This is a genomic window from Colwellia sp. MB3u-55 (assembly GCF_014076785.1).
GTDB lineage: Bacteria > Pseudomonadota > Gammaproteobacteria > Enterobacterales > Alteromonadaceae > Colwellia_A.
In genome coordinates, this window is record NZ_JACGUS010000108.1 from 87,724 (window position 1) to 101,207 (window position 13,484).

General features: G+C 35.9%; 11 protein-coding genes and 1 pseudogene. 8 read left to right on the plus strand and 4 right to left on the minus strand.

Translation table 11 applies throughout. The features are described 5' to 3' along the window. Positions 1–597 precede the first annotated feature (597 nt). On the minus strand, positions 598–918 hold the full coding sequence (locus H4J66_RS08250; RefSeq protein WP_182173008.1) for a winged helix-turn-helix domain-containing protein: 321 nt from the start codon (positions 916–918) through the stop codon (positions 598–600). A gap of 617 nt (positions 919–1,535) precedes the next feature. On the opposite strand from H4J66_RS08250, the gene H4J66_RS08255 reads away from it, so the two are divergent. Further along, on the plus strand, positions 1,536–1,997 hold the full coding sequence (locus H4J66_RS08255) for a chemotaxis protein CheX (protein ID WP_182173011.1): 462 nt from the start codon (positions 1,536–1,538) through the stop codon (positions 1,995–1,997). Positions 1,998–2,932: 935 nt separating this feature from the next. On the opposite strand, the gene H4J66_RS08260 is transcribed toward H4J66_RS08255, so the two are convergent. Continuing rightward, the gene (locus H4J66_RS08260) at positions 2,933–4,225 is read right to left on the minus strand and encodes an HDOD domain-containing protein (RefSeq protein ID WP_310650639.1); all 1,293 of its coding nucleotides are present in this window, start codon (positions 4,223–4,225) and stop codon (positions 2,933–2,935) included. Positions 4,226–4,826: 601 nt separating this feature from the next. On the opposite strand from H4J66_RS08260, the gene H4J66_RS20310 reads away from it, so the two are divergent. The 7 genes from H4J66_RS20310 to H4J66_RS08295 all read left to right on the plus strand — a co-directional run bounded on the left by H4J66_RS20310 (position 4,827) and on the right by H4J66_RS08295 (position 11,031). Then, entirely contained in the window at positions 4,827–4,928 is a 102-nt protein-coding gene (locus tag H4J66_RS20310) for a HAMP domain-containing histidine kinase (protein ID WP_182173014.1), read from the plus strand. A gap of 14 nt (positions 4,929–4,942) precedes the next feature. Beyond that, entirely contained in the window at positions 4,943–8,107 is a 3,165-nt protein-coding gene (locus H4J66_RS08270; protein ID WP_182173017.1) for a response regulator, read from the plus strand. Next, positions 8,100–8,447 (plus strand): Hpt domain-containing protein, encoded by a 348-nt coding sequence (locus H4J66_RS08275; protein ID WP_182173020.1) that lies wholly within the window; start codon positions 8,100–8,102, stop codon positions 8,445–8,447. The genes H4J66_RS08270 and H4J66_RS08275 overlap by 8 nt, the downstream gene beginning before the upstream one ends. Continuing rightward, positions 8,437–9,726 carry a response regulator gene (locus H4J66_RS08280; protein ID WP_259369093.1) on the plus strand — a complete coding sequence of 430 codons (1,290 nt, stop codon included), beginning with the start codon at positions 8,437–8,439 and terminating at the stop codon, positions 9,724–9,726. The genes H4J66_RS08275 and H4J66_RS08280 overlap by 11 nt, the downstream gene beginning before the upstream one ends. A 73-nt stretch (positions 9,727–9,799) precedes the next feature. Continuing rightward, positions 9,800–10,375 (plus strand): hypothetical protein, encoded by a 576-nt coding sequence (locus H4J66_RS08285; RefSeq protein ID WP_182173023.1) that lies wholly within the window; start codon positions 9,800–9,802, stop codon positions 10,373–10,375. Then, positions 10,375–10,641, plus strand: a complete 267-nt coding sequence (locus tag H4J66_RS08290; RefSeq protein ID WP_182173026.1) for an HDOD domain-containing protein — start codon at positions 10,375–10,377, stop codon at positions 10,639–10,641. The genes H4J66_RS08285 and H4J66_RS08290 overlap by 1 nt, the downstream gene beginning before the upstream one ends. Before the next feature lie 66 nt (positions 10,642–10,707). After that, positions 10,708–11,031, plus strand: coding sequence for a hypothetical protein (locus H4J66_RS08295; RefSeq protein ID WP_182173029.1), 324 nt, complete (start codon positions 10,708–10,710; stop codon positions 11,029–11,031). A 169-nt stretch (positions 11,032–11,200) separates the two neighbouring features. On the opposite strand, the gene H4J66_RS08300 is transcribed toward H4J66_RS08295, so the two are convergent. Together H4J66_RS08300 and H4J66_RS08305 are read right to left on the minus strand one after the other, a co-directional pair. Continuing rightward, a complete protein-coding gene (locus H4J66_RS08300; protein ID WP_182173032.1) occupies positions 11,201–12,229 on the minus strand; it encodes a TIGR04552 family protein in 1,029 nt (342 codons plus the stop codon). 1,089 nt (positions 12,230–13,318) lie between these two features. Beyond that, positions 13,319–13,484 (minus strand): annotated as a pseudogene (locus H4J66_RS08305) (IS110 family transposase); the annotation flags it as partial.

The window sequence follows — 13,484 nt, forward strand, 5'->3', positions numbered from 1 at the left end:
AAAACGCAATGTGAATAGACATTACAAATGAGGTTATCTCGACAAGTAGGACCATTAGAATCAACACCTTTAGTAGATGATATTTTCGAACCAAATCAATCTTTAGTCAACGGGTTGATGCTCGCTGAGAAGTTGTCGAGACTGAAAAGTATTAACGATCACTTTGTGCGCTAAGCGGAAATAATTACTTGATAGTGTTAGCTTTTTTTACAGTCAGCTAAAGGTCATATTCGAGACCTTTTCTAACCCCCTAAATCAGGACTAAAATGGTCTTCTCTGATACGAAACCGGACGTTAGCCGTGGGTTATCTAGCGACATTTGAACCGATGAAAATTAGCCCTGCGTTAGATAATAGAATTGTTCTAAATTTCATCAGGAATCTATAAAGTCAAAATTATAATTTGATTAGAATACACCAAAGTGGACAATAGATTAATATGATTTTAGGTATTAAATTCTGTGGCGCTTCGGGGCACGAAGCGGCATAGAAATTATGAAAACTTTGTGCGAATAGGATATGTTTATAGATAATTTTCTAACGACAGGTCATTAGAGGGAAAACTAAACCGTTCGCGCGGTAAGCATTAATGATTACCTTATGATTTCTGCTCGCTTGTCTTCATTAAATTTATGAGACATACCTTTAGGTTTTTATAACTGAAATTATGTTGGTGTAACCACTTATTAAATCCTGATATTTGATAAGTGACGGCATATTTTTCTTTAATATAAGTGACTACTTGATGTGCGTGAAGATAAGCAAGGTCACATAAATGCTGAATAATTCCCTGTGTTTGTTCATCGGTTAGATGACTTTGTGAGCAGCCACTTTCTATCGTTAATTTTTCACTGTAGAGGTAATCATCTATAAAGCGCACCAAACTGGTTTCATGCACGCGTAATGCTAGAGCAATCATCAGTGTTGACCAACCTTCATTAGGCAGTTAAGCGGCTTTAATGCGATCACTTTCACGTTTACCTTGGGATTTTTTGTGACGGGGTAGTAACATGGTTTTGCTGTGTTAACACTGTAATATTTTTCATGTAGCTATCAGTATCGATAAAATTAAGTAGTTTCAATGAACACAGTTATAGATATCTTATCGTTAACTAAGCTTGCCTATGTATGGCAAAAAATACCGCTCTAAGATGCACGTAGTGCATGCAGCGGGGATGTTTTTAATGTTAGCAAAACACTCAGTGAATGAACATGTGTGCTTAGGTGCCCTCAAAAGCGGCGCCCTTTTCAGTGCCCTGCTAAACTTGTCTTTTGACGGCTACCAAATCTACAAAAGCTATTGCCATGAGTGTCGCATGACAAATATGCCTGCCACGGGCTTAAATAGCCCCTTTGACCTTATCTGTTGACCTTTATTTATCCTTTCGTTTCTTAACAAGGCCACCAGTCACAAAGTTGTATTAGGACCACTTCAAAGAAACACTCATTTTTCGTTTTATGTACTATAGTTTATCTGTGAAGGCTTCAATTTTATAAAGTTCCACTTAGTATTCTAACAGTGAGGATGACATAACAATGAATGTTGAATTTATTAATCCGTTTATAAATGCACTAATAAAAGTTATTGATGTGATGGGGCACACAGAATTAACCTATGAAAAGCCCAGAATAAAAAAAAATGATGTTGCAATGGGGGATGTTTCGGGGTTAATTGGTATGGTGGGATCGAAAACTAAAGGGTCTTTATCTATTACATTCGAAAAATCACTAGCACTTCGCATCATGCAGCGCATGGTAGGTGATAAACTCGAAGAAATAGATGAAGAAATTACCGATATGGTCGGCGAAATCACCAATATGGTAAGTGGAGGAGCAAAACTAGAATTGAGTAAGAAAGGCTATGAATTTGATATGGCCACTCCTATGGTCGTATCTGGAACAAACCATACCATTGATCATATACATGAAGGGCATGTCATTATTATCCCATTTGGCTCTGACTCAGGAAAAGCTTTTATTGAGATTTGTTTTGACTGATTAATTATCAGGCATTGATATTTATTCAAGACCCATCTAGAAATTCAACTTCGATAGTTGTATGGGCTAAATAAAAAGATTTATCCGGAGTGTTATGGTTCTTAACCATTAACTAATAAACAACTCGGTGGGTATAGTAGTTTATGACCGAGGCTATCCCGCTGTTTGGTTTTATAAATAACAGAGGCTAAAAAATATCGATTTTTGTATGCAAATAGTCAAAAGTTATACTGTAGTTAAAGCTTTTATAGAAAGTGGGAAATATAGCGATGTTGTTCATCCTCCTTTAATAGAAAAGTCTCTTCGTCGTTGTACAAAAGATAATATATCAACCGAATCACTTAATTTAAGACTCGTATACGTTGATCTTCCATCAGGCCAAGTATAGGTTTAGTCTCGTCATTAACAGATCAACAAGCTTATCCTACATCCAACGTTACTGATTTATACCACCAACGTTGGGGTGCTGAAGAAGATTATAATGAACTAAAACCCGATTTAATATTGAGAATTATTCGAGTCTTTCAGTAGAAGGTGTTTTACAATATTTACATGCAAAGTATCTAACGAAAAGTCTAGCTTCTGTCGCTGATTTTGATCCAAAAATGGAACTAACATTATTTAATAAAAAAAAGGCGTTATGAATATAAAATCAATGTTACTTTGCTATTAATCAACATAAAGATAACGTAGTCAGATTTATGTTGAATTAGCGGGTGCTGAGCTTTCTAGATTATTGATAAGTAAGATAGCGAAGAGTTTAAGTGTTATTCGGCCCAATGGTAAGTTTTCAAGGATAGACAAAAGGTTCAAACCCAACAAGTACCCAATTAGAACTATAATCGTATGTGTTAAATCCTTACGTTAATGACCTTGTTTTACGCATTACTGACTTGAGCATTAATTTTTTTGCCAGATATTTTCTAATGAATATTTTATGATATTTTGTAGGCTGACAACCATTGATAGGCCTTATTACAAGTTGATATTAAATTGGCAGGGTCTATATCGTATATATCAATGAAAATGTTAATGGTATCCCAGTCTCCTTCGGTATAAGCAACGACAAATGCGAGACACTCAGCCAAACTACCTGTTTGCTCGATTAAGGCAATATTTATCTCTTCAGCAAGTGGCATCGACGACAAAATCTTCTCCATTGGTCTATCTAGGATCGCATCAAGGGTAGAAAATAATCCTGTTAAAAATGCATACTTAGTGAGTTGCTTTAACCCCATTATTTTAGCAAACTGCTCACAAAGCCTGGCTCTTAGAATAGTATTTTGAATAAGTACTGTCGGTTTTTGTGGGTTGAGTTCTACCATAACTATCAGGCATATAAATTTACGTAGTTGAACTTCTCCTAAATAAGCAATCGCTTGCTTGATAGATTTGATCTCGTGGGTATGACCGAAAAAAACAGAGTTAACAAAGCGTAATAATTTGTAGGTTAAATCCATGTCATGCTCAAAATAACCTTCTAATTTTCTGTAGCTATAACCGTTTTTCATCACCTCATGATAAATTGACATTAAAAAAGGATGCGATGATTCAATTTCAACGCCAATGAGTATTTCTGGTTTATAAAAAAAATACCCTTGAAAATATTCAAAGCCAAGCTCCTTAGCCTGCATAAATTCTTCATGCGTTTCTACTTTTTCTGCGAGTAACTTAATTTTGTATTCTCGAAAGTGAGGTAACAAATGAGCAATGGACGAAAGCGGTGTTTCAACAATGTCAATTTTTATCAGCTTAATAAAGGGTAAAAACCGATCCCATGCCGTACTATAAATAAAATCATCGAGTGCCAACGTATAGCCTTGATGGAAAAGTTTAGCCAATACGTCAAAATTTTCATCACTTGGTTCAACAGTTTCTAGTATTTCAACAATAATATTTTTATATGGAGCCAAATTCACCAAATGGTCGGAAAGCATGGCCATTGGAAAGTTGATTAATGCGGGTTTTCCTTCTGTCATTTCATCAAGGCCGATACTGAGATAACTGTTAATTAATAATTTTGCAGTGGCAATGTCCGGAGTAACATCAGTGGGAAAACAATTTTTTTGGCTATCTCTAAATAATAACTCATAAGCAACGACTTTTTTTTTCCTATTAAGAATGGGTTGTCTAGCTGTATAAATTTCGATGTCATTCTCCTCATAGTCCCTACAACTAATAATCAGTGTAGTTTGATTTATGCGAAAAGTACTAAATAAAACTTTCACTTTATACGAGAGTTATCGATAAAAAACCTAATTGTAATGGTCAATTAAAACTGAAAAGATTTTAAGCCACATTTTTCAATTTATTATATTTCTGGTGGGGTGTCATAAACCCAAGACGATAAAGCCATGAAAGCTACTATTCATTTTCAATGTTTTGAGCTTATCCAGAAGAGTCTAATCATAGCTGATAGTAATGGCTCTAATTACGAACACTGCTCAACTTCTTGGTGTTTTTCTTCATTGAGTGATAACTGATATGCTGATAAGGCGAGTAAATTATCTAATTTCATCTTTTTTAAAAATAAGTTGATCCTTACCATAATTAACAATACAGAGAACACAAATATCTGAATACTTCAGAATATTAAAAGTATTGGCTAATATTTATGAAAAAATAAAGTATGGGCCAAATAATTTAAGCGTTATCGTCAAGAAGCGAAACAACATTAATCAGGGAAATCACATTGAATTTACTGCTAATACAAAAGGTAATAAAGTCATCTATACTATAAAGAACGATAGGATATTGAATTGCCAAATGTTATCCGGATTAAGCTTTTGAATATTTGAACGAGTTAATCCAGATATGTAAGGAACAGGTATGGAACTAGCGTTAGTAAAACGCATTATTGAGAACATGGCGTTTTTATATGGGGTATCTGATGGCGAAGTTGGGGCTACATTCTGTTTCACTTTGCCTTAACAAAAGGAGATATTATGAAAGGTAAAGCGTTAAATATTCTATTGGTTGAAGATAATACACACCATGCGGCTTTAATTACCAGTACCCTTAAAAATAGCGATTTATCTTGGCAGATAACCCATGCTAAAACACTGAGTGACGCAAAATCAATACTGGCACATCAACTACCGGATTTAATGCTGCTTGATAATAGATTGCCAGACGGTGAAGGATTAGATTTACTGCCTGGTTCAGTAGAGAGCCGGACATTTCCCATTATAATGATGACATCGAATGGCAATAAAAAAATGGCCGTAAATGCCATGAAGGCTGGTGCATTGGATTACGTTATTAAAAGTGATTCAATGTTTGCCGAAATGCCGCATATGGCAGAACGGGTCTTGCGTGAATGGGATCATATCTTGGACCGGAAGCAGGCTGAACGGGCACTAAATCAGTTCAAGTATATTGTTTCGACTTCCTCCGATATGTTGGCAATGATGGATAAGGATTATATTTACATTACTGCTAATCCTGCCTATCTGAAAAGATTTAATAAAACGTTAGATGAGCTTATTGGACATACCGTTGCTGAGGTTTTTGGTGAGCAAGTTTTTAATGAAAAAATAAAAGTCAACGCAGAACGTTGTTTAACAGGTGAAAACGTAAATTATCAGGCGTGGTTTGATTCCCCGAATGCTAAGGCACAATACATCGATATACATTATTATCCATATCTTGATGCTGACAACGAAATTGCTGGTTTCATCGTAAATGAAAGGGATCTCACGGTTCAAAAAAAAGCAGAGCAACTGGCACTTCGTCGAGAGCTACAAGCAAAACGTATTATCGAGACCGTATTCGATGCGTTTATCCAAATTGATGTTGATGATCTAATTAGAGAATGGAACCCTCAGGCGGAAATGATATTTGGCTGGAAAAAAGAAGATGTTTTGGGTCATTCCTTAAATGAGATAATAATACCACAGGATAAAAGGCAACAACATAGAGAAGGCTTGAAACGTTTTTTAGCTTCAGGAGAAGAACATATATTAAACAAAACAATCGAATTTCAAGCACTTAAGCGAGGTGGCGACATGTTACCTATAGAGCTGATGATTGTTGTAGAGAAGGATAACGGTGATACTTATTTCAATGCTTTTTTACGTGATATCACTCACAAAAAAATTGCCCTGGAGGCGGGTAGAATAGGCACTTGGTATGCCGAGCTAAATACAGACAACGAGTGGGTATGGAGTTGGGATCGGTTAACCAATGAAATGTTAGGTTTAAAATCTAAAGACATAGGTAAGTTTGACAAATGGCTTGACAAAATACATCCAAAAGACCTAAAAGGCATGAACCACGCTATTGAAGAGTCGTTGTCTACGGGGAAGTTGTTTAACCAGAAATATAGAACGGTAATGCCCGGTGGAGCAATCCGATATCTAATCGGTACTGGACAAATGGGGGAAAAAACATTTGGAAAGTATCATCGTATCGATGGTATCTGCATTGACCAATCAGCTTTTCATCAAACCCAACAAAAGTTGAAACAACTTAATAGTGAATTGGAGGAGCGAGTAGAGCAACGAACCAAAGAGTTGGTTTTGTCTAAAGAGCATGCTGAGCAAGCGAGTAAAATTAAAACAGACTTTTTATCGATGATGAGTCATGAACTAAGAACACCAATGAATGGTGTTATCGGTTCACTTGATTTGCTCACCACAACTAAGCAAACTGAAGAATCGATGGATCTCATTGATACGGCCAAAACATCGGCAGTGAATTTAGTCCACATTCTTAATGACATTCTTGATATCAGCAAGATTGAAGCAGGTAAACTAGAAATAGAAGAACGTGCGTTTACTATCTCAGAGGTTATCGACAATGTGGTTAACGTTTTTATTCCTACAGTTAAAAAGAAAGATATCGTTTTTGAAGTTTATGAAGACCCCAATATTCCAACATTTGTTCTTGGTGACGCAATGCGTGTGCGGCAAATATTGTTTAATTTGGTTGGTAATGCGATAAAATTCACGTCAACGTCGAACGAAAAAAGGGGTTGTATTAAATTACTTGCAGAAGTCAAAGAAAGTAATAAATATATCAGTACTATAACCTTTAATATAGTTGACAACGGCATCGGTATCGAGCGAGCGACTCAGCAGAAGCTTTTTATGCCATTTAGTCAGGCCGAGCGCTCTACCACAAGAAAGTACGGCGGCACGGGGCTAGGTTTAGCCATTTGTGGCCAATTGACCGAAATGATGGGCGGTTGCATTAACTTGACCAGTGAAAAAGGAATAGGCTCGTCTTTTTGTGTCGAATTGCCGTTTTGGTTATCTCAAGAAACCAAAGCCTTAGCTGTTGAGACGTTATCATCAGTTAGCGTTGCTTTTGTAGATGTCAGCGAAGTTGATAGCAATCGAAAAGAAAATTTATCTCACTACCTCGTTGACGAAGGGGCTGAGGTTACTTTTGTTGCCTGTAATCTCAATTTCGATTTTTCTACAGATTTTGATGTGGTCTTAATCTTTGTTGGTGACCTTGCTGTAGGAAGAAAAAATACTGAGTTATTGCTTACTTTGCTTTCTAAAATGAACAAAATTATACTTGCAATAGATGATATTCATTTAACCGAATCTAGAAAAGCCTTTCCCAAGATGCGTGTTATAAGCACCCAACCCATTACACGAGTTCAGTTTATAGGGGCAATTAACCACAGTTGGCAAAAGAGTCATGAACTCATCTTAGACGAAATAAACCTCGAAGAGTTAGAAGGATGTATTGAAAAGGAGCAAGTAAAATCACTTAATGCTGACATTCTCATTGTTGAAGATAACGAACTAAATCAAAAAATCATACTAAGACAGATGGGTAATTTGGGGTATGAATGTGACCTAGCAGAAGATGGAGAACAAGGAATAGAGAAATGGAATAACAACCGAGGTAAGTATAAGCTGATTCTAACCGATTGTCATATGCCAAAAATGGATGGATATCAAATGACACAAGAAATTCGCAAGTTAGAAGATTCGAATAATTTGGCCCACATTCCTATTATTGCCGTAACAGGCGCGGCAATGACTGGCGACGCTGAACAATGTTATAAAGCAGGTATGAACAGTTTTGTTAGTAAACCCGTTCAACTTAAAGATTTAAGGGAAGTTTTAAAGGAGTGGTATCACAATGATTGATTCACAACGGCAAATATTAAATCGAAATGTTATGCGCGATCTCATCGGGGATGATGTGGCACTGGCAAGAAAATTTGAGATAGAATTCTTGAAACAAGCGAAAGGATCAATAAATAAAATCGCCTTATCGTATAACAGTCATAATTTCACTGCAATTAAAGAGGAAGCTCATTATTTAAAAACATCTGCGAAAGCCGTTGGTGCCGAACAAACAGCGGCACTACTGGAAGCATTGGAAAGCATGGCATTAGATAAAAATATCGCAGAATGCAAACAGAAAATTGTTTCAATAAATGCCGCATTGAAACAAGTGTATGGAGCCATTGTCAATGAAAGCTAAACCCGCAACATTAGGTAGTCGTCATCCTAAAGTGGTTATGATCTTTGAAAATGAAGAGGACGTGCTTGGCGCGGGAAGAATTCTTTCTGCTCAAATATCAGAATATCGTACCATTGCACTAAATAGAGACACCGCAAGGTTTCTCATCAAAACTAAACCTTCGGTAATTTTGTTTGCGCTGTCTAACGTTGAACAATCCATCGAATCCTATTCAGTTTTAGTTGAAAAAGGAACACTCGATTACCCGCACTATAGTATTCTGCTTTGCAATAATAAAGAGTCATATATTGCCTTTCGTTGCTGTATGAAAAAATTATTTGATGATTATTTTGTCTATCAACCTTTATATGAAAAATTTCGTTTATTGATGATTGTTCACAATGGCTTGGAAGCTTCCCAATCTAATAGTGATATTACTGAATTCAATGAAGAAGTTTTTGAACAAATAGACGAAGAATTAGCGTTGCAAATTGATGAAGCTAGCCGTTGTAAACAAAATTTATTAGAAAAAATTAATCGCAGCAAAGCAGATATCATTAAAGTGACCGAAGAGCTGCAACAAATACCCGTATTGCCTGAATTATTGGCACAGCAGATAATGTCTAAAATAGATCAAGAACATATTAAACCCTTGCTGACAACGTTAGAAAATGAAATTATACTAAGTTTAGACCAAATATTAAGTCAATTGGTTACGCAACAAATTACGCTGAAAACTAAGTCACTTCAATCTGACGGCTTGATAAAAAATTCTCCGCCAAACCGAAAACAAAGTGAAAGCTTTGAAAATATAGACATTTCAGTTGTTGAACAAGAAGATGAAATATCCTCCTCTGAAAAAAGAGAGCAAGACGAAACGATTAATCCAATTATTACTGCGCCGGAAATTAAAGACGTTAAGCGCAGTAAAATTTTGGTTGTGGAAGACAACGCTTTGTATCGAGATATGCTGGTAAGCGTATTGTTGAAGGAAAACTTAGACGTTGATACAGCGCAAGATGGCCTTGAAGCCCTGCAAAAAATCAAAGAGCACCACTTTGATTTGATCATTATGGACTTATTTATGCCCAATATGGATGGGTTAAAAGCCACAAAAAAAATTCATCAAATATCTGGAGGTAGAGATATACCAGTTGTTGCGCTCACTGGTAATAAAAATAAAGAACTAATACTAAAATGGGCAAGTTTCGGCTTAAAAGGTTACCTCATAAAACCTTCAACCAAAGAAGAAATATTGTTGGTCGTGTATAAGGTTCTTGGTTCAACGCAAAAAACATAATGAACGTTGTACTGACGATAGTTCATTTAGAGAACTGAAAACCGTTGGCAAATAAATCAGAAAGTAAAATAGAATGGAATATTTCGTCTCTAGGCAGCCTATTTTTAAAATTGATTCCAGTATTATCGGTTATCGTTTACGTTTTCAAGATGATATTGAAAATACCTTATTAAAAATGAGTTTTTCTATTGAAGAAAATGATCAATCAAACGAAATAGCGATGAGCTTTTTCGAGCTTACAGCAGGTAAGCTTGCTTTTGTTGACTTTGGGCCGAATGCAATCAAGTCATTAATCCCAAAAAATTTGGATCCTGATCACCTTGTTATTAATGTTGATGTGAGTCAATCACCTGATCAAAATCAATTGTCGGCATTATTAGCACTCTACGATTTAGGTTACCGTATATGTTTGGACAATTTAAATGATGAATTAGCATGGAAATCATTTTATCCATCAGTGGCTTACATGGCACTACATGTTGATATAAGTAGCAGTAACGATTTTTTCCGAATTGTCGATTGTGTAGGCATGTATCCCGATATTAAGTTAATAGCAACAAGTGTTGAAGACAAAGCTTATCATGCGGTGGCGGTACAAGTTGGCTTTAGTTATTTTGAAGGCTCTTTTTTTCTAAACCAGCAATATTAATGTCTCGCGCTATGTCTCCAGCAGAAACGACACTTGCAGAATTATTATATTTAACGTCCTCTAGTAATTTTGAGCTATTGAAAATTGTAGAGATAGTACAACGTGATGTTTATCTGACCTACAAAATATTGAGCTACGCAAATACAGTATTTTTTAGACGTAGAGAAGAAGTATCGACTATAAAACAGGCGGTGATAACGTTAGGTCTAGTAGAATTAAAACGCTTTATTTCAATTCTATTTACAACTCAACTAAGTCATGGTTGATCAAAGGAATTAGTCAGGCTTTCTCTTTTTAGAGGAAGGTTTTGTGAGTCGCTCATTGCATTAGATTTGCATAAATCTGCAACAGAGCAAGCATGTGCAGAAGCTTTTTTAGTAGGGTTACTTTCCTTACTCGAAGCAATGTTTAATGGACCCATCGAACTCGCACTCAAAAAATTGTCGCTATCGAAGAGCATTATATCAGCAATATTAAAGAAAGAAGGAAGCGTTGGGGCGTACTTGCAATTAGCCATAGTGAGTGAAAATGGAGATTGGCAAGAAGCATTAACAATGGCGACAACCTTAAAAATTAGCAAAGATGATTTAATTAAAGTGAATTCTACCTCTTTATTATGGGCTAATAAGCAAATGGCGATACTTCATATAGATTGAAAATCAATCGAATGCAAAAGTTAAAAAAGAGAATAGTTTAAAAGCCCACATGTTGGGTAAATTCACATAAATGCTCTGCTGTGCCAACTGCACCAGTAGCGAGTTATACTTTGTATCTGACCTTTTCTATATTTGCTAAATCTATATTTCAAGAAGCCCGCATTGCACATTACGAAGATGACAAAAACGGCAACACCCGTTGTCTGACAGCTTTCTTCTGACGCTTTTTATACTCGTCATGAGAAGCGATACCTTCACGTGATTTTATATAACTGTCTAGATCCATTAGTTGCAATTCAAACGGGAAAAAAAAGCGTAACATCGTTCCATCTGGTTGCTTAATTTTGATCCGTTGACGGCAAGTGATTTGTACCGAATGATAGCTAAGCTCGCTAAATGGATTGTTTGCAACACGCTTTTCAACGGATGGATAATCCATTGTTTGCATTTGGGCACGTATTTCTTTAATGGGTATACCTTTGTTCATAGACTTAATGATCCAATCAAGATCAAAGAGGGTGTTTCGAGATTTTGACGGTTTGATGTTTGCGTAAGTCACAATGTGATTTTCTCGTAAAAACGCTAATACATCTAATACGTCCGATCTGTATTTAGTCACAAAACGAATTCCAATCCAGTCGAAAATATCAGTAGAGACATTTTCCGTTTTGTGCATCATTTTCATTGCCACTGAACGCCTAGATTTTGCTGCACGAAATTCAAATTTCTCAAGTTTTAATTCTCCCAACGCACACAAGTCACCGTTCCTATGGATATGTGCGTTAAAGCTGTCAAATATCTGTTCTCTAATGGTATCGTGATAAAGATCATTAAAATATGAATGACTGTGGGTAAACGTATGAATCACCCGTAAAATTGAACCACTCCAAGCCGCCAACGCTCTAGGTCCGTGCCCTGATGCATAGAGTAAATATTGGCTTATGCTTTTTTCTTCTTGCAATGGCAAAGGTATCAACTCCCCGTTGATTAGCAGTTCTTCCTGTATAAATTCAATGCTCTCCAACCTAAGGCCTTCAAGTTCGGCAACATCAGCAGGATCATTAAGATCAAACCCATAACAGGCGAGAAAATTATGGGCCTCTTGTAAACTGTGGATGTGTATACGTTTAGCATCGATAAAAGAAAGGCCCTTCAATGCTGTTCTCACGGAAGTGCTTCGCCAAGGATTTATATTCATTAAATAGCCCAAAATTTAGTTACGTTAAGTTATTGATATAATTTATCTACTCTAAATGTAATAGCCCAGTTTGTAGTCTATAGCGATATCTAACCTTTGATATTTGTAGAACGGTGTATATGTCGTATAAATAATAAAAACAATGTAACGCGTGACGAATATTTGTACTCAATTACTCAGGTAATCTATCGGAAATTTAATTGCTTGTGTCCTCAACTCGCAGGAATCCAATTTTCGCTTATTCTATAATATCAGCAAGTTAATTGTTGTTTTTTATAAAATTAGCAGTGGGTATTTTCAATAAAAATTGAATCTATAGCGAATAAAATCTAATATGCATCGTTTTTAATCTTAAAGATATTCCACCCCTGTGAATTACGCTAATTTCTCCCTAATACCTGTTTTACTCGTGTTACTTATTCTGATTATTTTAATAACGGTATGCTTTTTTCGAAGTATCGATCTTTCCATAACACATAGGCTTATTATAGAGACTTCTCAGTAATGACCATTCCATATGTTTAATTAATTATAGATCAACATCCTCGATTTCAACAAATCAGATCGGTTAAACTAACCAAAAACTGTTGTGTTTAACTATTACTAAGAAGTCTAAGTAATATCCTACTGAGACAAAAAATTAAAAAATGATTATATTTAGCAAGATAAATGTAAGTTTTGGGATAAATTACGTTGCAGGTCATGTTACTGAAACTTCTCAGTAACATAACAGAGATTATGCATTATAAAATAGGAAAAAAATGTCTGTATTGGTGGCCAAGCAGATTATTGGTTGTGGTGAATTCAAGGAAAAATCAGGGCGAATTTGTGGCAAAAATGACGGTTCGCTCTAACACTCTTTGGGCGTTAGCGCCTTAGAATTAATACTCTATTTTATGTGGGCCTTAGTTGATTTTAATGTCCGCTTTTGAGATTGGGTAGATAATTGTACGCAAAGTATTGAATAAGGTTTTAGGTGTAAATTAATAGACATATTTAAATTATATGTGACAGTTTTAGGCTCACAAGTTGCCAGAACCGGTATAAACCTAATGTCAGCTTCATGCCCTGAGGCATTCAACAAGTATTTTATGCAGCCAATAAAGGAGAGTTTCTTTCCTTTAATGCTATTAAATATTTGGATTCATCATAAGGTACTTTCGTTTTCCAACACCTAAATACAATACGCACCCACTTGAAAGCCAAAGCTCTTACCGCTGATTGATGAGACTTACCCTTAGCTCGTTGTTGGTTG